18 protein-coding genes and 1 pseudogene are annotated in these 19864 nt (G+C 70.4%); 9 read left to right on the forward strand and 10 right to left on the reverse strand.

The window, feature by feature from the left end; genetic code table 11:
• Positions 1–52: 52 nt before the first annotated feature.
• Genes ACLF3M_RS31920 through ACLF3M_RS31945 form a run of 6 tightly spaced genes read left to right on the forward strand, consistent with a single transcriptional unit; the run spans position 53 to position 8237 of the window.
• Positions 53–1564: an aldehyde dehydrogenase family protein gene (locus tag ACLF3M_RS31920; protein ID WP_430661064.1), complete on the forward strand. Its 1512-nt coding sequence runs from the start codon at positions 53–55 to the stop codon at positions 1562–1564.
• Positions 1565–1621: 57 nt separating this feature from the next.
• On the forward strand, positions 1622–2941 hold the full coding sequence (locus ACLF3M_RS31925) for an ABC transporter substrate-binding protein (protein WP_430661065.1): 1320 nt from the start codon (positions 1622–1624) through the stop codon (positions 2939–2941).
• 1 nt (position 2942) lies between these two features.
• On the forward strand, positions 2943–3887 hold the full coding sequence (locus ACLF3M_RS31930; protein ID WP_430661066.1) for a carbohydrate ABC transporter permease: 945 nt from the start codon (positions 2943–2945) through the stop codon (positions 3885–3887).
• Complete coding sequence (locus ACLF3M_RS31935) at positions 3887–4807, forward strand: carbohydrate ABC transporter permease (protein WP_430661067.1); 921 nt, start codon at positions 3887–3889, stop codon at positions 4805–4807. The genes ACLF3M_RS31930 and ACLF3M_RS31935 overlap by 1 nt, the downstream gene beginning before the upstream one ends.
• A 5-nt stretch (positions 4808–4812) precedes the next feature.
• Positions 4813–5880, forward strand: coding sequence for an ABC transporter ATP-binding protein (locus ACLF3M_RS31940; protein ID WP_430661068.1), 1068 nt, complete (start codon positions 4813–4815; stop codon positions 5878–5880).
• Positions 5877–8237: a xanthine dehydrogenase family protein molybdopterin-binding subunit gene (locus ACLF3M_RS31945; protein WP_430661069.1), complete on the forward strand. Its 2361-nt coding sequence runs from the start codon at positions 5877–5879 to the stop codon at positions 8235–8237. The genes ACLF3M_RS31940 and ACLF3M_RS31945 overlap by 4 nt, the downstream gene beginning before the upstream one ends.
• A gap of 4 nt (positions 8238–8241) precedes the next feature.
• Here the strand turns inward: ACLF3M_RS31945 and ACLF3M_RS31950 are convergent, their stop codons facing one another.
• Positions 8242–9153: a LysR family transcriptional regulator gene (locus ACLF3M_RS31950; RefSeq protein WP_430661070.1), complete on the reverse strand. Its 912-nt coding sequence runs from the start codon at positions 9151–9153 to the stop codon at positions 8242–8244.
• A 94-nt stretch (positions 9154–9247) separates the two neighbouring features.
• Between ACLF3M_RS31950 and ACLF3M_RS31955 the strand changes: the two genes are divergently transcribed.
• On the forward strand, positions 9248–9631 hold the full coding sequence (locus tag ACLF3M_RS31955) for an NAD(P)-binding domain-containing protein (RefSeq protein WP_430661071.1): 384 nt from the start codon (positions 9248–9250) through the stop codon (positions 9629–9631).
• Here the strand turns inward: ACLF3M_RS31955 and ACLF3M_RS31960 are convergent.
• The 3 genes and pseudogenes from ACLF3M_RS31960 to ACLF3M_RS31970 form a co-directional block, all read right to left on the reverse strand.
• Positions 9589–9852, reverse strand: a pseudogene (locus ACLF3M_RS31960) (helix-turn-helix domain-containing protein); the annotation flags it as partial. The gene ACLF3M_RS31955 and the pseudogene ACLF3M_RS31960 overlap by 43 nt on opposite strands.
• Positions 9824–10360, reverse strand: coding sequence for a Bug family tripartite tricarboxylate transporter substrate binding protein (locus ACLF3M_RS31965; RefSeq protein WP_430661072.1), 537 nt, complete (start codon positions 10358–10360; stop codon positions 9824–9826). The pseudogene ACLF3M_RS31960 and the gene ACLF3M_RS31965, both read right to left, overlap by 29 nt.
• On the reverse strand, positions 10360–10653 hold the full coding sequence (locus tag ACLF3M_RS31970) for a Bug family tripartite tricarboxylate transporter substrate binding protein (protein WP_430661073.1): 294 nt from the start codon (positions 10651–10653) through the stop codon (positions 10360–10362). Before ACLF3M_RS31970 ends, ACLF3M_RS31965 begins: the two co-directional genes overlap by 1 nt.
• A 489-nt stretch (positions 10654–11142) precedes the next feature.
• Between ACLF3M_RS31970 and ACLF3M_RS31975 the strand changes: the two genes are divergently transcribed.
• Positions 11143–11502, forward strand: coding sequence for a hypothetical protein (locus tag ACLF3M_RS31975; RefSeq protein WP_430661074.1), 360 nt, complete (start codon positions 11143–11145; stop codon positions 11500–11502).
• The gene (locus ACLF3M_RS31980; RefSeq protein WP_430661075.1) at positions 11499–14120 is read left to right on the forward strand and encodes a tetratricopeptide repeat protein; all 2622 of its coding nucleotides are present in this window, start codon (positions 11499–11501) and stop codon (positions 14118–14120) included. The genes ACLF3M_RS31975 and ACLF3M_RS31980 overlap by 4 nt, the downstream gene beginning before the upstream one ends.
• 188 nt (positions 14121–14308) lie before the next feature.
• Here the strand turns inward: ACLF3M_RS31980 and ACLF3M_RS31985 are convergent, their stop codons facing one another.
• From ACLF3M_RS31985 to ACLF3M_RS32010, 6 genes are all read right to left on the reverse strand, one after another.
• On the reverse strand, positions 14309–15895 hold the full coding sequence (locus ACLF3M_RS31985; protein ID WP_430661076.1) for an ABC transporter substrate-binding protein: 1587 nt from the start codon (positions 15893–15895) through the stop codon (positions 14309–14311).
• 100 nt (positions 15896–15995) lie between these two features.
• Entirely contained in the window at positions 15996–16838 is an 843-nt protein-coding gene (locus ACLF3M_RS31990; protein ID WP_430661077.1) for an ABC transporter substrate-binding protein, read from the reverse strand.
• Positions 16839–16870: 32 nt separating this feature from the next.
• Positions 16871–17626 (reverse strand): amino acid ABC transporter ATP-binding protein, encoded by a 756-nt coding sequence (locus ACLF3M_RS31995; RefSeq protein ID WP_430661078.1) that lies wholly within the window; start codon positions 17624–17626, stop codon positions 16871–16873.
• A 3-nt stretch (positions 17627–17629) separates the two neighbouring features.
• Positions 17630–18388, reverse strand: a complete 759-nt coding sequence (locus ACLF3M_RS32000) for an amino acid ABC transporter permease (protein ID WP_430661079.1) — start codon at positions 18386–18388, stop codon at positions 17630–17632.
• Positions 18385–19089 carry an amino acid ABC transporter permease gene (locus ACLF3M_RS32005; RefSeq protein ID WP_430661080.1) on the reverse strand — a complete coding sequence of 235 codons (705 nt, stop codon included), beginning with the start codon at positions 19087–19089 and terminating at the stop codon, positions 18385–18387. Before ACLF3M_RS32005 ends, ACLF3M_RS32000 begins: the two co-directional genes overlap by 4 nt.
• 7 nt (positions 19090–19096) lie before the next feature.
• A complete protein-coding gene (locus tag ACLF3M_RS32010) occupies positions 19097–19855 on the reverse strand; it encodes an SDR family oxidoreductase (RefSeq protein ID WP_430661081.1) in 759 nt (252 codons plus the stop codon).
• Positions 19856–19864 lie beyond the last annotated feature (9 nt).

The following is a 19864-nucleotide window of genomic DNA, read 5'->3' on the forward strand; positions in this document are numbered from 1 at the left end:
GTTTTGGTGTATCACGCTCGCCAACGGGTACGAACAATCGGGAGCGGCGGACATGGACAGCATCGAGACGGCCCGGCAGGGCGCCGGCGCAGCGAAGCTTCCCTTTCGCCCGATGCTGGTCGGTGGCGACTGGCTGCCCGCCCGCGGGGGCGGCACCATCGCCGTCGAGAACCCGGCGCGCCGCAGCCTGATCGCCGAGGTGCCGCGCGGCACGGCTGAGGATGTGGAGGCCGCCGTCGCCGCCGCGCTTGCCGCCTTTCCCGCCTGGTCGCGGATCGCGCCGCGAGACCGGGGGCGCCTGCTGACCCGCATCGCTGACGTGCTGGAGGCCGACGCCGAGCCGCTGGCCCGCTGCATCGCGGAGGAGACCGGCAATGCCCTCCGCACCCAGGCGCGGCCCGAGGCACGCGGCGTCGCGGAGATCTTCCGCTACTTCGGCGGCCTTGCCAGCGAGCTGAAGGGCGAGACGCTGGCGCTCGGCGAGCACGTGCTGAGCTATACGCGGCGGGAGCCGATCGGCGTGGTGGGCGCGATCATTCCCTGGAACGCGCCTGTCGTGCTGGCCGCGCTGAAGATCGCGCCCGCGCTCTGTGCTGGGAACACGGTGGTGATGAAGGCGGCGGAGGACGCGCCGCTCGGCGTACTGATGCTCGCCGAGGCCTGCCAGCGCTTCCTGCCGGCCGGCGTGCTCAACGTGCTGACCGGGACGGGCGCGGAATGCGGCGAACCGCTGGCGCGGCATCCCGATATCCGCAAGCTCTCCTTCACCGGCTCGACGAGCGTGGGTCGGCTGATCATGGGCTGGGCGGCAGAGCGAATCGTGCCCGTCTCGCTCGAGCTCGGCGGCAAGTCGCCCTGCATCGTCTATCCCGACGCCGACAAGGACTGGGTGGTGGAGGGCGTGATCGCTGCCATGCGCTTCACGCGGCAGAGCCAGAGCTGCACCGCCGGGTCGCGGCTCTTCCTGCACCGCCGGATCCATGACCGCTTCCTCGATCGGCTGAAGGCGAAGGTGGATGGGCTGAAGCTCGGCGATCCGCTGGACGAGGCCACGGATATTGGCGCGATTATCAACCGCCGGCAGTTCGAGAAGGTCTGCGGCTACGTCCGCGACGGGCTTGCGCGGGACGATGCGCGACTAGTGACCGGTGGCCTGCCGCCCGCCGACGGTCCGCTGGCGCAGGGCTACTTCGCCGTGCCGACCATCTTCGCAGGCGCCAGCAACGACTGGCGGCTGGCGCGGGAGGAAATCTTCGGCCCCGTCCTCGTCGCCATCCCGTGGGAGGACGAGGCGGAGATGCTGCGCATGGCCAATGACAGCCACTACGGTCTCGCGGCCTACGTCTTCACCCATGAGATCGGCGCCGGGCTGCGCACCGCGCACCGCATCGAGGCCGGCTGGGTGCAGGTGAACCAGGCTGGCGGCCAGGTGCCGGGCCACCACTACGGCGGCGTGAAGCAGAGCGGCATCGGGCGCGAGTTCTCGCTCGAAGGCATGCTGGAAAGCTTTACACAGCGGAAGAACGTGAGCGTGAATCTGGAGGTGCCCTCTCGGGCTGCCTGATTTGTTGCCGCCGCGCGCCGGGAAGGGCACGGGCGAGAAGGGAAAGGGAGACGTCCAATGGTTCACCAGCGCATCACGCGCCGGGCGATGCTCGCCGCCGCCGGGCTCGGCACGGCCGCCATCCTGCCAGCCGGCGCGCAGGCCCGCGGCACGCTGAGCTTCGTCGGCTGGTCGGCGGCGGTGGACCAGGTGCGGGCGCAGATCACCGCCTTCGAGCGCGCAACGAACATCCGCGTCAACTATGAGAACTTCCCCTGGGCGCAGTTCCGCACCGCGCTCGTCACCCGCTTGGTTGGCAATGCGCCGATCGATGTCAGCTGGGTCTCCGACGCGTGGCTGCCGGAATTCGCCGAGGCCGGATGGCTGGCCGACATCTCCGACATCCCGCAGCTCACCCGCTACAACGCGGAGGCCGCGGAGTTCTGCACGCAGTCCATGATGTACCGCGGCAAGCAGTACGGCCTCGCCTACTACGGCGACCACATGAGCTTCATGGTGAACACCGAGCTGATGCAGCGCGCCGGCCTGGAACGCCCGCCCGTGACCTGGGAGGAGGTGGTGCAGGCGAGCCTCTCCATGAAGCAGCGCGGCATCTGCGAGTTCCCGCTGATGCTCTCGCTGGCCGCCGACACCTGGCTGATCGAGTTCGTCTCGGCGCTGACCTTCTCCTTCGGCGGGCGCTTCGTGGACGAGCGGGGCGAGCCGGTTATGGCGGACGCGATCCGCGGCGCGGTGCGCGCCGCGCGCTTCCTGCGGGAGGCGATCCATACCCACCGGATCCTCTCACCCGGTGCGGTGGAGACCGCCGAGGTCAACGGCCTTCGCGCCTTCGGCACCGGGGCGCATGTCTTCGCCATCATCCCGACCTACCGCATGCGCGCGCTGAACGACCCGTCCCAGTCGCCGGCGGCCGGGAAGATCCGCGTTGCGCTGATGCCGAAGGGCGGGCCGAGCGGCACGCATGAGAGCTGCGGCTGGATCCGCTTCTACGGCATGACGCCCGCAGCCAAGCAGGACCGCGCGCGGCGCGAGCGCGCAGTGCAGTTCATCGAGTTCTTCGGCGGCCGCGACACCAGCGGCAACTACTCCATGCAGAAGCTGATCCTGCAGGATGTCGGCATCCCCTTCTGCACGCTGCCGCTGAACGACGACCCGGACGTCAAGGGCTTTTGGGATCGCTGGGCGGGCGGCGGCGCGGTGATCGCGCAGCAGGCGACGCTGTCGCGCAAGAAGGACGTGATCTCACCCTGGTTCGGCGAATGGGTCGAGACCTCCAACCAGGTCTGGCAGAATGTCTGTCTCGGCCGCGCCGAACCCGACGCCGCGCTGCGCACGGCGGCCGCCAAATGGAGCGACCTGCGCCGGGCATTCCGCTGAGATGTCGGACGCGGGCCTGGTCACGAGGGACGCGCCGGCGCGGCGGGGCCGGGTGTCGGCCCTGCTCGCCCGCGGCCTGTCCTATGACGACCGCAGCGCCTGGCTGCTGGTGGCGCCGGTCATCGCCGTGCTGCTGGTGATTGCAGCCTTCCCGATCCTCTACAGCTTCTGGGTCAGCCTGCACGACATCGTGCTGACCCGGCCGCTGCGCCGGCCCTTCGTCGGCTTCGACAACTACCTGCGCGTGTTCGACGACCCGCGCTTCTGGGTCGCGGTGCTGCGCACCACCACCTATGCCGTCTTCGTCGTCGTGGTCGTAACCGTGCTGGCGATCGGCGTCGCCCTGCTGCTGAACGAGGCCTTCCCCGGCCAGCGGATCCTCGCCGCGCTGCTGCTGGTGCCCTGGGCGACGCCCTCCGTCGTGACCGGCCTGATGTGGAAGTGGATCTACGATCCGAACTACGGGCTGCTGAACGGGATGCTCGTGCAGGTCGGGCTGCTGGAGAAGTACCGCGTCTGGCTCGGCGATCCCGACCTGACAATCTTCCTCATCGCCAATGCGGCGATCTGGAAGCAGATGCCGCTGGCCGCGCTGCTGCTGATCGTCACGATGAAGGCGATCCCCGAGGACCTGTATCGCGCCGCCAAGGTGGACGGCGCCGGCGTCTTCACCCGCTTCTGGCACGTGACGCTGCCCGCGCTGCGGCCTGGCCTCGTGCTGGTGCTGGTCTACGAGACGATGATCAGCATCCGCCATTTCGACCTGTTTCTGATCATGACCCAGGGCGGCCCGGGCGATGCGAGCTTCACGCTCTCCTGGCTGATCTATGTGGAGACCTTCCGGAGCCTCCGCTTCGGGACGGGGGCGGCGATGTCCTACCTGCTGGCGCTGGCGACCTTCGTGCTGAGCTACCTCTTCATCCGCTTCGTCGGGAGGAAGCTGTGATGTCCGGCCCCCCTGTCCTGCCGCGGCTCGCGCGCGGCCTGGTCATCTCCTCCTTCTCGCTGCTCTTCGTGGCCTATGTCGCGGGGCCGGTCGCCTGGCTCGCCTCCTCCTCCCTCCAGACGGAGGCCGAGATCACCGCGGTGCCGCCGAACTGGCTGCCGCCCCAGCCGACGCTCGTGAACTTCAACGCCATCTTCACCGCGCGCGAGCGGGAAGTGACCTACGAGAACCGGCGCCAGGGCGATCCCGCGACCGGCGGCTTCCTGCCCTCCGGCGCGCAGAACCTGGTGCCGGCGCTGTGGAACAGCCTGATTGTCGGCGCCTGCGTCGGCGCGCTGAACCTGCTGCTCTCGCTGACCGGCGCCTACGCCATCGCGGTGATCCCGTTCCGCGGGCGGCACGCGACGCTCTACACCGTGCTCGCGACGCGCGTGATCCCGGACATCGCACTCGCCGTGCCGCTCTTCCTGGTGATCCGCACGCTCGGCCTGGTGAACAGCCTCTCAGCGCTGGTCGTCACCTACCTCGCGGTCACCGTGCCCTTCACCATCTTCATCCTGATCTCCTATTTCGAGGGCATCCCGCGCGACCTCTACCGCGCGGCGCGGATGGATGGCTGCGGCCATTGGGGCGCGCTGCGCCACGTCTACCTGCCGCTGGCGGTGCCGGCGATCGTCGCGGCGCTGATGTTCGCCTTCCTGACGAGCTGGAACGAGTTCGTCTTCGCCCTCGTGCTGACGCAGAACGTGGAGGCGCAGACGCTGCCGATCATCATCTCCGGCTTCATCATGGACTTCACGACGAGCTTCTCCTTCGTCAACGCGGCGGGCGTCATCGCCATCGTCCCGCCGGTCCTGCTCTCCGTGCTGTTCCAGCGCTACATCGTCTCCGGCCTCACCGCCGGCGCCGTGAAGGGGTAAGAAAGATGACCTCCATCACCTGCGAAGCCGTCACCAAGCGCTTCGGCAAGCTCACCATCGTGGACCGGCTGGACCTGTCCATCGCGCATGGCGAGTTCATGGTGCTGCTCGGCCCGTCCGGCTGCGGCAAGACCACAACGCTCAACATGATCGCTGGGCTCGAGGACGTCAGCGAAGGCCGGCTCCGCTTCGGTGAGCGCGACGTCACCTGGCTGCCGCCGCACAAGCGGGAGGTCGCGATGGTGTTCCAATCCTACGCGCTCTATCCGAACAAGACGGTCGCCGAGAATATCAGCTTCCCGCTCCGCCTGCGCGGCGTCCCTGGCGCCGAGGCGGAGCGGCTGATGAGGGAGGTCGCGGCGGAGCTCGAGATCACGCATCTCCTCGACCGCCGGCCGAGCCAGCTGTCCGGCGGGCAGCGCCAGCGCGTCGCGCTCGGCCGAGCCATCGTGCGGGAACCCGCGGTGTTCCTGATGGACGAGCCATTGTCGAACCTGGATGCCGGGCTTCGGCTCACCATGCGCTCGCTCATCAAGCGGCTGCACCACCGGCTGCGCGCGACCTTCGTCTATGTCACGCACGACCAGGCGGAGGCGATGACGCTCGCCGACCGGATCGCGGTCATGAAAGGCGGCGTCATCCAGCAGCTCGACACGCCCGCGGGCATCTACGACCGCCCGGCCAATGTCTTCGTCGCCACCTTCCTCGGCAGCCCGCAGATGAACCTCGTGGAGGGCGTGATCGACGATGCCGGCGGCTTCCGCCGCGGCGAGCTGCGCCTTCCCTTGGCCCGCCCCGCCGCGCGCCCGGGGCAGGAGGTCGTGCTCGGCCTGCGGCCGGAGGACATCGCGCGTCCCGCCGAGGCGCCGGCGCGGATCGCGGCGCGCGTGGACCTCGTCTCGCCGCTGGGCTCCGAGACGCATGTGGAGGTGAGCGCGCCGGGCGACTCCTCCATGGTGCTGCGCGTGCCGAAGGAGTGGCCGGTGCGCGAGGGCGAGGCGCTGGAAGTCGGTCTCGACCCGGCGCGCCTGCACCTGTTTGACCGCGCCAGTGGCCAGCGGCTCGCGGCATGAACGCCACGGCCGCGCCGGCCGGCGCGTTCGGCCAGCCGCTGCGGCGTCGCGAGGATGCGCGGCTGCTGCGCGGGCTCGGCACCTATGGGGACGATATCGAGGCGCCGGCGAACACCCTGCACGCGGTCTTCGTCCGCAGCCCGCATGCGCATACGCGCATTGCCGGCATGGACTTCTCGGCCGCGCTGGTGGTCCCGGGCGTCGTCGCCGTGCTGGACGGCGCCGCGATCGGGCGCGCGGTGACGACGCTCCGCCTGGCGCCGCCGATCTCCGGCCTGCAGCCGGTCGAGACGCCGCCCATGCCGGCCGACCGCGCGCGCTTCGTCGGCGATCCGGTCGCCGTCGTGCTGGCGACCACGCGCCGCGCGGCGGAGGACGCGGCGGAGCTCGTCGCCGTCGAGTGGGATCCGCTGCCGGCCGTCGCCTCGGTCGCGGACGCCATCGGCGGCACCGCGCTCGTCGATCCGGCGCTGCCGTCCAACCTGGTGGCCGAGCAGCGCTTCGCCACGCCGGGGCTGGACGCCGCCTTCGCACGCGCGGCGCAGGTGGTGGAGGCGCGCTTCGGCCAGCACCGCCAGACCCATGCGCCGCTCGAGCCGCGCGGGTGCCTCGCCCGCTGGGATGCGGGGCGGGAGCACCTGACGCTCGAGGTCGGCACGCAGGCGCCGCATCCCTACCGCACCGCGCTCGCCGCGCGGCTCGGGCTGCGCGAATGGCAGGTCACGGTCGTCTCGCCGGAGATGGGTGGCGGCTTCGGCCAGAAGATCGTGCCGATGCGCGAGGAGCTGGCCTGCGCCGCCGCGGCGCGCCTGCTGGGCCGCCCGGTGCGCTGGCGCGAGACGCGGGGCGAGAACCTGACCGCCAGCCTGCATGCGCGCGAGGAGACCATCGTGACCCGCGCCGCTGTCGCCGATGACGGCCGACTGCTCGCGCTGCGCTGCGCGATCGAGGTGGATTTCGGCGCCTGGTGCTTCTTCCCCGCCGACTACATCGCGCGGATGATCGCGCTCATCGTCCCCGGTCCCTACCGGCTCCGCGACTATGGCTACGAGACGAAGGTCTGGCTGACGAACAAATGCCCCTCCGGCCCGATGCGCGCGCCAATGGCGATCGCGGCCTGGGTCATGGAGGGCACGATGGACGCCATCGCGCGCGCCCTCTCCCTCGATCCGCTCGAGCTGCGCCGGCGTAACACGCTCGCGCCCGAGGACCTGCCCTGGACCAGCGCCTCCGGCCAGCGCTACGAGGCGATCACACCCCGCGCGACGCTGGAGGCCGCGGCGCAGGCGATCGGCTACGACGCGCTGCGCGCCCGGCAGGGTGCAGAGCCGCGCCGGTTGCTCGGCATCGGGCTGTGCAGCGTGGTGGAGAGCACCACCTATGGCTCGGCCTTCTACAAGGCGGCCGGCATCCCCGGTTCCGGCCATGAGGCGGTGTCCGTACGCATCGAGCCCTCCGGCGCCGTAATGGCGAGCTGCGGGTTGATGGGCTCGGGCCAGGGCTACGAGACGACGCTGGCGCAGGCCGTCGCGGCCGGCCTCGGCTGCAGGCCGGACGATGTTCTGGTCCAGCTCGGCCATACCGACATCGCGCCCTATGGCATGGGCAGCCGCGGCAGCCGCGGCGCCGCGGCGGGTGGCGGCGGGCTTTACGTCGCGTCCGGTCGCCTCAAGGCGAAGCTGCTGGCGATCGCGGCCGCGCTGCTTGGCCGCAACAGCGCCGACGGGCTGGAGCTCAGCAACGGCATGGTGATGCAGCGCGTGGCCGGCGGTCTGGAACCTGCCGGGCTGACGCTGCCCGAGATCGCCCGCACCGCGCATCTCGATCCGCTGCGCCTGCCCGCCGGCACGACGCCCGGCCTGCACGAGGTCTTCGCCTACGACCCGCCCGACCTGACCTTCAGCAACAGCGCGCATGCCTGCGTGGTGGAGATCGACCCTGAGACCGGCGTCTGCGCGCTGCTCCGCTACGTCGCCGCGGAGGATGCGGGAACGCTAATCAACCCGATGGTTGTCGCCGGCCAGACGCATGGCGCCGTCGCCATGGGCCTTTCCGGTGCGGCGCTGGAGCACGCGGCCTACGACGCCTCCGGCCAGATGGTGGCGGCGAGCTTCATGGACTACGCGATCGGCCGCGCCGCCGACCTGCCCGCCTTCGAGCTGCGTCACATGGACACGCCCAATCCGCACACGCCGGCGGGCATCAAGGGCATGGCCGAAGGCGGCACGATGGGCGCGATCGGCGCCTACATGAACGCGGTGAACGATGCCCTGGCGCGGGCCGGCGGCAGGCTGGAAACCCAGCCCGCGACGGCGGCACGCATCTGGGCCGCGCTGCAGGCCGGACGCGACGGCTGACGCGTCATGCCGCGCCGGCTGCCGCGGGAAGATGCCGGCGCAGAAAATCGATGACCGCGCGCACCTTCGCCGGCAGGAAGGCGCGCGTCGGGTACACGAGCCAGGCTGCCGTCTCGAACTCCGTCGCCGCAGCGCGCCAGTTGGGCAGCAGATCCACCAGCCGGCCGGCGGCGAGGTCCGCGCCGACCAGCCAGTCCGCCAGCAGCGCAGGCCCCATGCCCGCCAGGGCGCAATCGCGCAGCGCCAGCGCATTCGTCGTCGCGAGGTCGCCTGCCACCTCGACGGCGGTCACGGCGGCCGAGCCGCGCCGGAACCGCCAGCGCGCGCGGTAGTCGGGCAGCGCGGAGAGAAGGCAGCGATGCCGCGCCAGGTCAGAGGGCTCGGCCAGCGGCGGCGCGTCACGCAGGTAGGCCGGGCTCGCCACGACGCGGTAGCGCGTCGGCATCAGCCGCGCCGCGACGACATCGCCGCTGACACGCGGCGCCAGGCGGATGGCCAGGTCCACACGCTCGGCGACCAGATCCAGCACGCCGTCCCTCAGCAGCAGCTCCAGGCGCAACGCCGGATGGGCAGCGCGGAGAGACGGCAGCAGGGGCACGACACAGCGCTGGCCGAAGGCGACCGAGGCCGTCAGACGCAGCGTCCCCGCTGGCCCGCCCGTGGTCGCCGTCGCGTCCTCCGCCGCGCGGTCCAGCTCCTCGATCACGCGCGCGGCCCGCGCGAGATAGGCATGGCCGGCCTCCGTCAGCGCGAGGCGACGGGTGGAGCGCTGCAGCAGCGGGACCCCGATCCCGGCCTCCAGCGCCGCGACGGCGCGCGAGATGGTGGAGGGCTCTGTTTCGCGCGCCCGCGCTACCGCCGCGAAGCTGCCAAGCCGCGCGACCTCGGCGAAGATGCGGAGGGTCTCAGTGTCCATTGCTGCAAGCCTCGCACGGGACCCGTGCGTCGCACAGCGTGTCCGGGCCGCGCCGCCCTGCGCATGGTGGCACCCGCATCAGACGGAGCATGCGATGAGCACGGACGGGCTCGCACGGATCGGCTTCCTTGGCCTCGGCGCGATGGGGTCGCGCATGGCGGGGCGCCTTCTCACGGCAGGCCACCTGGTAACGGTGTGGAACCGCACGCCGGAAGCGACAGCGGCGCTGGCCGTCGTGGGGGCCCGGGTCGTGGCCACGCCGGCCGAGGCGGCCGCGGGCGCCGACATCGTGATGGCGATGCTGCGCGACGACGAGGCCTCCCGAGATGTCTGGACCCGGCCGGGTACTGGCGCGCTGTCGGGCATGCCGGCCGGCGCGCTGGCGGTCGAATGCTCCACCCTCACGCCGGGCTGGGTGAGGCAGCTCGGTGCCATGGCGGCGGCGGTGATCAGGTCTTGCGCCTTGAGCAGGCGATAGACCGAGGCTTCCGAGATGAAGTACCGCTAGGCGTCGGTGAACCGCACCGCCAACTCGCGCGGCGACAGCTCGGGCTCGGCGAGTGCCAGATCGACGATGCGGCTGCGGACATCGTCGGGGATGCGGTTCCAGACGCGATTGGGCCGCGAGGGCCTGTCGGCCAGTGCCTCCGGCCCGCCGCTCAGGTGGCGCTCATACCAGCGGTAGTAGGTCGCCGGTGGGCACCGGCTGCGGCGCCCCCGCAGGGGCGTAGACGGCGGTCCAGCTCGGCGCATGCATGTCGGGCATGCCGAGTTCCACCAGGCTCGGTACATGCGGCAGCTCCGATACCCGCTCGCGCGAGGTGACGCCGAGCGCGCGGACGCCGCCGGCCTGGATCAGCGGCAGGGACGTCGCGACGGCATCGAACAGCATGTTCACCTGCCCGCCGACGAGGTCGGACATGGCCTGCGCGTTGCCGCGATACGGCACGTGCAACAGCTGGATGCCGGCTTCGGCGGAGAACAGCTCCCCGAGGAGATGGGTGACCGAACCGCTCCCGCTCGAGGCATAGGTCAGCGCACCGGGCCGCGCCTTTGCCGCGGCGATCAGGCCCGCCAGCGACGGGTCCGGCAGCGAGCGCGCGTTGATCACCAGCACGTTCGGCACGGCGCCAAGCACGCCGATCGGCACGAAATCCGCGTCCGGATCGTAGTTCAGCCGCTGGTACAGCGCCTTGGCGACTCCCATCACGGCGGCCCGGCGGCGAGCAGCGTGTAGCCATCGGGCGTGGCGCGCGCGACGAATTCCGCGCCGAGGTTGCCGCCGGCGCCGGGCCGGTTGTCTATGACGACGGGCTGCCCGAGGCGAGGCGTCAGCGCGTCCGCCACGGCGCGGGCGAGGACGTCGCTGATGCCGCCGGCCGGGAAGGGCACTACCAGGCGGATCGGACGCGACGCAAAGGCCTCGGACTGGCCTTGCGCGGCAAGCGGCCTCGCGAGGCCGGCCAGCGCCGAGGCGAGAAGCGCGTCACGACGGGTCACGGATACGCCTCCTCCGAAAGCCGGCACGCTATGGTGATCGACGGTGAGCGGGACGTCCACCGCTTCGACCGAGCGCCGGTCGCCGCGGAACGCCACCTGCTCTCCGTTTGCGAGCCGGGCCAGTGCCGCCGCAACGAAGGTGGTGTCGTGGCCGATTAGGCGGGCCGCATCCTGGGTCGTCAGCCCTTGGGGGTTGCCCGCCAGGAGGCGAGCAAGGATGTTATCTGTCCGTTGACACCCCGGCACGGGCTATCAACCGAAGGTGTAGCATCTATTCGGCCGAATACACCTGCCTCAACGACAAGTATGTCTCGGGATGCAAGCCGCGATCGCCACCGGTAGAGATCGCGCGCCGCACACCCTAAGATGCTTTGCGCTGTGCTTCCCGCTTCTTTGGTAGGCTGCCCTGTTAGACGGAGGGAACAGCCGATGGCGAGGGCAACGGCCCGTCAAGCGGGCACAGGGTTCTGGTTCGATCGCGCTGCGGCGATGCTCGCAGCCCTGGTGGCGGTCGGCTTGGCGGTGTTTTTGGCGGTGCGCAACGAGCCCTTCGCCTCCGAGCAGATCTTCTTCGTGGTTCGGGTGGTGCTCAGCTTCGCAGTCGCCGTGCTCGGCGCGACCATCCCCGGCTTCCTCGAGCTAGGCTGGAAGGGCGGAGGCCTTGCCATCCGTGCCGGCGGCGCACTCGCCCTCTTCGTGCTGACCTTCGTCTACACACCGGACCTGGCACCAGGGCAGGGCCAGGGCGGGCAGACCACGATCAGCGCCCCAGGAGGCGTAGGGGCCAACACCATCACGAACAGCCCGATCACCGTGAACCCGCCGGCGGCCCCGGCGACGCCGCGATGAGCGCCCGCCTGCCGCTCTGCCTGCTCTTTCCTTGCCTGCTGGCCGTCGCGCCCGAGCCTGTCCTCGCGCAGATGCGGATCGAGGCGCCGGGCGGCGTGGCTGCAGGGCGCATCGAGAACAGCCCGATCACCATCGGCCTGCCCCCGGCCGAACAGATCCGGCTGGTGGAGGTCTTCTCGCAGCAGATCGCGGTGGGCGCCGAGGCACGGGCGCGGGCGGAGGCGAGGGCGGCAGAGCTTGGTGCGCAGCTTGGCTTCACGCGGGAGGCGGTGATCGGCTTCTTCCGCATCGTCGGCGAGAGTGACGTGCCCCCCGAGCAGATCCCGCTCAAGCTGGGCGAGGTCGCGGCACGGCATCGGGCCCTCGTGGAACGATGGTCGGTGCTCGACACCGATGATCCGGCCGCGGCCGAGTTGGCCCGGCAGGCGCGCGCAGCGATCGACGCGGGTCGCTATGACGAGGCGGACGCGCTGCTGCTTCGGGCGAGCGAGCGTGAGGCGGCGGCGGCGCGCCAGGCGGAGCAGTTGGCGCGCGATGCGCAGATGGCTGCCGAGCGGCGCTGGTTGCGGGCGGCGGAGGCGGATGGCCGTCGTGGTGATGTGGCGATGACCCGGCTGCGCTATGCTGAGGCGGCCGGGCATTATGCCGAGGCGGCCAGCAAGGTCCCCACGACGCGCCAAGAGGACCGCCGCGCGTATCGGCAGAAGGAGGCGAACGCACTTTACGAGCAGGGGTCCGAGCGCGGTGACAACCGGGCTGCTGCGTTGGCCATCGAGCGCTACCGCACCCTCGTCCGTGCGTCCGATCGCGCTGCTGACCCGCTCGACTGGGCAGCGACGCAGAACAACCTCGGCAATGCGCTCCTGGTGCTCGGGGAGCGCGAGCCGGGAACGTGGAGGCTGGAGGAGGCGGTAGCGGCCTTCCGGGCGGCGCTGGACGAGCGGACGCGCACGCACGCGCCACTCGACTGGGCAGCGACGCAGAATAACCTCGGCAACGCGCTCTGGGCGCTCGGCGAGCGTGAGGCGGGGACGGCGCGGCTGGAGGAGGCGGTGGCTGCCTACCGGGCGGCGCTGGAGGAGTGGACGCGCCCGCGCGTGCCGCTCCTATGGGCGACGGTGCAGAACAACCTCGGCAATGCGCTCCAGATGCTTGGGTCGCGCGAGGCGGGGACGGCGCGGCTGGCGGAGGCGGTGGCGGCCTACCGGGCGGCGCTGGAGGAAAGGACGCGCGCGCGCGCGCCGCTCGATTGGGCGATGACGCAGAACAACCTCGGGACTGCGCTCTGGGCGCTCGGGGAGCGTGAGGCGGGGACAGCGCGGCTGGAGGAGGCGGTAGCGGCCTATCGGGCGACGCTGGAGGAGTGGACACGCGAGCGCGTGCCGCTCGACTGGGCGACGACGCAGAACAACCTCGGCAGTGCACTCCAGGCGCTCGGGGAGCGCGAGGCGGGGACAGCGCGGCTGGAGGAGGCGGTAGCGGCCTACCGGGCAGCGCTGGAGGAGCGGACGCGCGCGCGTGTGCCGCTGCAGTGGGCGAGGTCGCAGATGAACCTCGGCAATGCGCTTCTCGCGCTCGGGGAGCGTGAGACCGGGACGGCGCGGCTGGACGAGGCGGTGGCGGCTTACCGGGCGGCCCTGGAGGAGCAGCCACGCGAGCGCGTGCCGCTGCACTGGGCGATGACGCAGAACAGCCTCGGCAATGCGTTCCAGGCGCTCGGGGCGCGCGAGACGGGGACGGCGTGGTTGGAAGCGGCGGTGGCGGCCTACAGGGCGGCACTCGAGGAGCGGACGCGCGAGCGCGTGCCGCTCGATTGGGCAATGACGCAGAACAACCTTGGCAATGCGCTGCAGGTGCTCGGGGAGCGTGAGGCGGGGACGGCGCGGCTGGAGGAGGCGGTGGCGGCCTACCGGGCGGCGTTGGAGGAGAGGACGCGCACGCGCGTGCCGCTCGACTGGGCAACAACGCAGAACAACCTCGGCAACGCCCTCCAAGTGCTCGGGTCGCGCGAGGCGGGGACGGCACGGCTGGACGAGGCGGCGACGGCATACCGGGCGGCGCTGGAGGAGTGGACGCGCGAGCGCGTGCCGCTGCAGTGGGCGAGGGCGCAGATGAATCTCGGCGGTGCGCTGCGGGTGCTCGGGTCGCGCGAGGCGGGGACGGCGCGGCTGGAGGCGGCGGTGACGGCCTACCGCGCGGCGCTGGAAGAGCTGACGCGCGCGCGTGTGCCGCTCGAGTGGGCTAAGGCGCAGATGAACCTAGGCACCGCGCTTTTGGTGCTCGGGTCGCGCGAGACAGGGACGGCGCGGCTGGAGACGGCGGTGGCGGCCTATCGGGCGGCGCTGGAGGAGCTGACGCGCGCGCGCGTGCCGCTCGAGTGGGCTAGGGCGCAGATGAACCTCGGCAACGCGCTCTCGGTGCTCGGGTCGCGCGAGGCGGGGACGGCGCGGCTGGAGGAGGCGGTGGCCGCGTTCGACGCCTGTCTGACGGTGACGGCGTCTGCTTGGCCCGAGGCTTGGGTGGGACAAGTCCGGCGTGTTCGCAAGGAGGTCTTGAGTGAAATCAGGCTTCGGACATTCGGGCGGCCGGAGCCGAAATCCGCTTCTGGTTCCCAGTAGCCCTTTCGGGTTGTCGTTTTACGTATCGGAGCGCGGCACCTCGGCGCTTCGTCCGGAAGTACCGGTGCCGTTCGGCATAAGCCGATGCGGGTCCCCGCATCCCGAACTTCGTGTCTAAACAGTCGCTTAGTCGACGCCTGCATCGGCCTATAACGAAAGCCCTCACGGCAAAGACCTGCTTCGTGCAGTCAGCCGCGCCGGACGTTCCAGAACAGCGGCATGCCGCGCAGCACGTCCTTGATGTCGCTGCGATAGGCGCTGGGCTGCAGCACCTGGCCCAGCGGGACATAGGGCACGTCGATCAGGGCTTGGCTTTGCAATTGCCGGGCGAGCACCTGCTGCGCTGGCAGATCCGGCGCGTCGAACCAGGCGGCGCGCAGGCGCTCGATCTCGGCGCTGGTGGGCCAGCCGATGTTCGGGCCCGTCATGCCGTTGCCGCGCAGCATCAGGTGCGTCGCCGGCAGCATCTGCTCGATCCCCGACGCGCCGGAGCAGTAGCCGTTCCAGCCGCCCTGCGCGACCGGCTCCGGCTTCAGGCGCCGCTGCACCACCGTGCCGAAGTCGAGCGCCGTGTAGTCGATGTTCAGCCCGCAGCGGCGGAAGGCATCCGCCACGACTTGGCCCGTCGCGTTGTTCATCGGGCTGTCCGCGGAGACCATGAACAGCACCGGCGTGCCGTCATAACCGGCCGCGAGCAGGTCGCGCCGCACCTGTTCCGGTGGGCGGACGCGCAGCGCCTCCAGGCCGTCGTCGCTCGCCAGCGGCGAGCCCGGCGTGAAGAAGCCGACGCCGGTGCGCCAGAGATCGCGGTCGTCGCCCGCGATCGCCATCACCACGTCGCGCTGGTCCACCGCGCCCAGCAGCGCGCGGCGGATGGCAGAATTGTCGAAGGGCGGATGGAGGTGGTTGATGCGGAAGGTCGGTATCTGGCCCGTCGGGTCGATCATGTCGACGACGATTCCGCGCGACCGGCGCAGGAGCGGCAGGTTGTCGGGCGGCGGCATCTCCCACCAATCCACCTCGCCGGTGCGCAGGGCCGACGCGGCGGTGGAGGCATCGGGCATCATCTTCCACTCGATGCGGTCGAAGTGCGCGACCTTGGGCCCGGCTGTGCCCTGGGTAGGGCCATTCGGGTTGGGCACATAGGCGGCGAACCGCTCATACACTGCGCGGTCGCCGGCCAGCCGCTCGTCGGCCTTGAAGCGGAACGGGCCGCTGCCGACGAGTTCCGGGACCGCCCGGTTCGGATCGCCCTCGGCCAGCCGCGCCGGCATGATCGCGGGCATCATCGCGCTCGTCTTGCCCAGCGCGTCCGGCAGCAGCGGGAAGGGCTTCTTCAGGCGGAAGACGATGGTCCGGTCGTCCGGCGCCGACAGCTCGTCGGTCGCAGCCATCAGCGCCTGGCCAAAGGGATCCCGACGGCTCCAGCGCCTAATGCTCGCCACGGCGTCGCGGGCCAGCACCCTCTCCCCGTCGTGGAAGCGCAACCCCTCGCGCAGCGTCAGCATCCAGCGCAGGCCATCATTCTCTACCACGAAGCCTTCGAGCATCTGCGGCCGCGCGCGATAGGCGTCGTCCTGGCCGAACAGCGTGTCGAAGACCAGGAAGGCGTGGTTACGCGTGACGAGCGGGTTGCTCCAGGTGGGATCGAGCACGACGAGCTCGGTGTGCGGCACGAAGCGCAGCGCGCGGCTGCCCTGGGCCGCGGCTAGGCACGGGGCGACGAGCGCCGCTGTCGCAGCCGCGGCGCCCCGCATGAGGTCGCGTCGCTTCATGTCGTTCCCTTCCCCGTCCGGCCATGCGCCGGTGTGCAGGCCGGTGCAGCCTATTCCCGTCCGGCCGGTGCACAAGTGGCCCCGGCCGGACGGGTGCGCTTCAGGGCAGCGGCGTGAACTGCAGCTGCGAGAAGGGCGTCACGCGATCGGTGCGCTCCATCTTGAACTCGGTGTCGGGACCGAGCCATCGGTTCCAGATCGCGGTCAGCTCGCCGTCCGCCTCCATCGCCTGCAGCGTCTCGTTCACCCGCGCGAGCATTGCAGGCTCGTCGCGCTTCATCCCGATGCCGATCGGCTGCAAGGCCATCGGCTCGGCGATCATGCGCATCGGAATGCCCTGGGTCTGCGAGTCGTTGACGATCTTGGTGATCGTCATCGTGTTGGCCACGATGCCGAAGGCGCGGTTCTGCTGGACTGCCATGAAGGCGGATCCGGTGTCCGCGAAGGTCAGCGGCTCGGAGTTGTTCATGCGGATCGCGAGTTCCGAGGTCGACCCACGCGTCGAGGCGAGGCGTCGGCCGGTATAGTCCGCACGCGTGCGGCCAGGATCGTTGGCGCGGACGGCGAGCATTTCCTTCGCGAGATAGTAGGGATCGCTGAACTGGACCTGCTCCGCGCGGCTCAGCGTATAGGCGAGGTTCGCGATGGTCAGGTCGACGCGGCCGAGCCGGACTTCCGGCACGCGCGCCTCGACCGAGACCGGCGTGATGCGGGCCTGCACGCCCCAGCGGCGCGCGATGGCACGGCAGAGATCGACGTCGTGGCCGACCATCTCGCGCGTGCGCGGATCCGGCGCGGCGAAGGGCGGCACGTCGGCGAAGGTCGCGCAGCGCAGCTCCCGCCGCTGCATGATGTCGGCAAGCTGGTCCGCCTTGGCTGGCGGCGCCGCGGTGACCCCGAGGGCGACAAGCCCCAGGGCCAGCATCGATCTACGCGTCTTCATGTCCGTTCTCCTCTAGCCGTTGCAGATTCGGTTCACCTCGTGCGCAGCTCCGACAGGAAGCGTTGCGCGCGTGGATGCTGGGGGCGGCCGAAGAAATCTTCCGGCGGCGCGGTCTCGACGATGCGGCCCTCGTCCATAAACCAGACGCGATCGGCCACGTCGCGCGCGAAGCCCATCTCGTGGGTCACGCACATCATGGTCATCCCGTCCTGGGCGAGGCCGCGCATGACGGTCAGCACCTCGGTCACCATCTCGGGGTCGAGGGCGCTGGTCGGCTCGTCGAAAAGCATGGCGGGCGGCTCCATCGCCAGCGCGCGGGCGATCGCCACGCGCTGCTGCTGGCCGCCGGAAAGCTGTCCCGGGAAGGCATCGCGCTTCGCCGACAGCCCCACCCGGTCGAGCAGGGCCAGCGCCTTCTCCCGCGCCTCTGCCCGCGCCGTCCCGTTCACCTTCATCGGCGAGAGCATCACGTTCTCCAGCGCCGAGAGATGCGGGAAGAGGTTGAAGCTCTGGAAGACGAAGCCGATTCGCCCACGCAGGTGATTGAGCTGCGCGCTGCTCATCTTCGCGTGCACGTCGCGTCCGTCGAAGAAGATCGATCCGGACTGGATCTCCTCCAGCCGATTGACGGTGCGGATCAGGGTGGACTTGCCCGATCCCGACGGGCCGCAGACCACCACGACCTCCCCCCGGCCGACGGATTCCGTGACGTCCACCAGGGCGGCGAGCGGGCCGTAGAACTTATTGACGCCCCTGAAGCCGATCATCTCGTCGCGGGATGCGCTCATCGCTCAGGCCTCTCCCGGTCGCGGCGTCAGGAAGGACGGGGGCGCCACCGCGGCTGGCTGCTGCGTGCGGCTCGCCGCGATCCGACGCTCCAGCACATGCACCAGCCAGGTCAGCGTCCAGCACACCACGAAGTAGGCGATCGCCAGGATCGCATAGACCTCGAAGGGCTTGATCATCAGGCGGTTGTTGATCTGCCCCGCCGCGAAGGTCAGTTCCGGCACGTTGATGATGTAGCCGAGCGTCGTCTCCTTGATGGTGGAGACGAACTGGCTGAGGATGCTCGGGATCGTGTTGAACAGCGCCTGCGGCAGGATCACCCAGCGCATCGCGCCGAGATGGCCGTGGCCGAGCGAGCGCGCCGCCTCCATCTGGCCCTTCGGCAGCGCCTGGATGCCGCTGCGCACGATCTCGCTGATGAAGGCCGCCTCGTAGATCGCGAGCGTCACCAGCATCGTCACAAAGCCCGGCACGCTGTGCCCGATCAGCAGCGGCAGCAGGAAATAGACCCAGAGGATGATCAGCAGCAGCGGAATGCCGCGCGCGAGGTAGACCAGGGCGAAGACGGGAAGCCGCAGCGCCCGCCACGGCGACAGGCTCGCCAGCGCCATCGCCACGCCGAGCGGGAAGGCGCAGGCGATGCCCAGCACCGACAGGATCAGCGTAGCCGCGATGCCCCCCAGCGGCCCGTTCGGATACTGGCCGATCAGCAGCAGGAGCCAGTTGTCCTGCACGATGCCGACGATGGTGGACAGCATCGTCATGCGACCGGCCGCATCGCGCGGTTGCGCCGTTCGAGCCAGGCGCCAAAGGCCATCAGCAGCAGCGTGCAGGCGAGGTAGATCAGCGTGCCCAGCAGATAGGCCTCGAAGGCGCGGAAGGTGCGGCTCTCGATCTCCTTGACGACGTGCAGCAGCTCCGACACGCCGATCGCCATGGCGAGGCTGCTGTTCTTGAACAGCGAGACCGTGTGGTTGACGATCGCCGGGCCGGCGTTGCGGACGGCTTGCGGCATCAGCACCCAGCGCATCGCGCCGATGTAGGAATGACCCAGGGCGCGCGACGCTTCCCACTGGCCTTTCGGCACGGCGCGCAGGCCGGATCGCAGATCCTCGCTGAAATAGGCGGCCTGGCAGAGACCCAGCGCGATGATGGCGAAGACCGCCTCGCTGTTGTGGTCGGCGAGCGAGAACTGCACGTCCGGCGGCAGCAGGCTCGCGATGCCGAAGTACCAGAACATCAGCTGCACCAGCGTCGGCACATTGCGGTGGTAGGAGATGTAGGCGGCGACGCCGCCCTCGGCGACGCGGGAGGGTAGCATGCGGACGCCGAGCAGGACGGCCGCCAGGCTCATCGCGAGCAGCCAGGATCCCGCGAAGACGACGAGCGTCATCTGGACGCCATGGACGAGCAGCCAGGCGAACTCCGGTTTCGACAGGATCGCCATGACGTCGAAGCCGGACATCGTCGCCTCAGCCGGCCGGAGGCGGGGATGACGGGCGGGCGGTCGAAAGCCCGCCGGGCACCTGGAGCGTCGGCGTGATCTCGAGATGGCCGATGTTCACCGCGACCGGCGCCGCGATCGCGAAGGCGATGGCGTCGGCGACGTCCGATGCCTCGGGCAGTTCGTAGCCCTCGATGAACTTGGCCCGCGTCTCCGGCGTGTCGCCATGGACATGGGCGAAGATGTCGGTCGCGACGCGGCCAGGGCAGATCTCGGTGACGCGGACGCGCTTGCCGAAGACGTCGATGCGGAGCTGGCGGGATAGCATGCTCACCGCCGCCTTGGTGGCGTGGTAGGTGGAGTTGCCGCCGAAATTATAAGCTCCCGCGATGGAGCTGATGTTGACGACATGGCCGCGGTCCCGCGCGACCATGCCGGGCACGACCAGCCGGCAGAGATGCAGGACGGCGCGCAGGTTGACGTCCACCAGGGTGTCAATGTCGTCGCCCTCGGCATCCAGGAACTTTCGCGGGCGGTCCACGCCGGCGTTGTTCACCAGGACGTCGATCTCGGTCGAGGCGACGAGGCGCGTGATGGCGGGCAGGTCCGCGACGTCCATTGCATGAGCGATGCAGCCGGTCCCCGCGGCGAGCGAGGTCAGCGCATCGGCGTTGCGCGCTACGGCGTGCACCGCGAGCCCCTCGCGCCGGAAGCGCCGCACGATTGCGGCGCCGATGCCGGAAGAGGCGCCGGTGACGAGGGCTATCCTGTAATCGGAAAACGGCATGCGCTTCCT

The sequence above is a fragment of the Falsiroseomonas sp. HW251 genome, assembly GCF_050563545.1.
In the GTDB taxonomy this organism is placed as follows: domain Bacteria; phylum Pseudomonadota; class Alphaproteobacteria; order Acetobacterales; family Acetobacteraceae; genus Falsiroseomonas.

Bases quoted from the DNA above. Each gene is read 5' to 3' on its own strand.
- ACLF3M_RS32005 (WP_430661080.1), bottom strand. From the start codon at position 19,089: ATGTCCGGCTTCGACGTCATGGCGATCCTGTCGAAACCGGAGTTCGCC.
- ACLF3M_RS31995 (WP_430661078.1), bottom strand. From the start codon at position 17,626: ATGAGCGCATCCCGCGACGAGATGATCGGCTTCAGGGGCGTCAATAAG.
- ACLF3M_RS31935 (WP_430661067.1), top strand. From the start codon at position 3,887: ATGTCCGGCCCCCCTGTCCTGCCGCGGCTCGCGCGCGGCCTGGTCATC.
- ACLF3M_RS31955 (WP_430661071.1), top strand. From the start codon at position 9,248: ATGAGCACGGACGGGCTCGCACGGATCGGCTTCCTTGGCCTCGGCGCG.
- ACLF3M_RS31945 (WP_430661069.1), top strand. From the start codon at position 5,877: ATGAACGCCACGGCCGCGCCGGCCGGCGCGTTCGGCCAGCCGCTGCGG.
- ACLF3M_RS31990 (WP_430661077.1), bottom strand. From the start codon at position 16,838: ATGAAGACGCGTAGATCGATGCTGGCCCTGGGGCTTGTCGCCCTCGGG.
- ACLF3M_RS32000 (WP_430661079.1), bottom strand. From the start codon at position 18,388: ATGACGATGCTGTCCACCATCGTCGGCATCGTGCAGGACAACTGGCTC.
- ACLF3M_RS31975 (WP_430661074.1), top strand. From the start codon at position 11,143: ATGCTCGCAGCCCTGGTGGCGGTCGGCTTGGCGGTGTTTTTGGCGGTG.
- ACLF3M_RS31985 (WP_430661076.1), bottom strand. From the start codon at position 15,895: ATGAAGCGACGCGACCTCATGCGGGGCGCCGCGGCTGCGACAGCGGCG.
- ACLF3M_RS31925 (WP_430661065.1), top strand. From the start codon at position 1,622: ATGGTTCACCAGCGCATCACGCGCCGGGCGATGCTCGCCGCCGCCGGG.
- ACLF3M_RS31920 (WP_430661064.1), top strand. From the start codon at position 53: ATGGACAGCATCGAGACGGCCCGGCAGGGCGCCGGCGCAGCGAAGCTT.
- ACLF3M_RS31965 (WP_430661072.1), bottom strand. From the start codon at position 10,360: ATGGGAGTCGCCAAGGCGCTGTACCAGCGGCTGAACTACGATCCGGAC.
- ACLF3M_RS31950 (WP_430661070.1), bottom strand. From the start codon at position 9,153: ATGGACACTGAGACCCTCCGCATCTTCGCCGAGGTCGCGCGGCTTGGC.
- ACLF3M_RS31980 (WP_430661075.1), top strand. From the start codon at position 11,499: ATGAGCGCCCGCCTGCCGCTCTGCCTGCTCTTTCCTTGCCTGCTGGCC.
- ACLF3M_RS32010 (WP_430661081.1), bottom strand. From the start codon at position 19,855: ATGCCGTTTTCCGATTACAGGATAGCCCTCGTCACCGGCGCCTCTTCC.
- ACLF3M_RS31930 (WP_430661066.1), top strand. From the start codon at position 2,943: ATGTCGGACGCGGGCCTGGTCACGAGGGACGCGCCGGCGCGGCGGGGC.
- ACLF3M_RS31940 (WP_430661068.1), top strand. From the start codon at position 4,813: ATGACCTCCATCACCTGCGAAGCCGTCACCAAGCGCTTCGGCAAGCTC.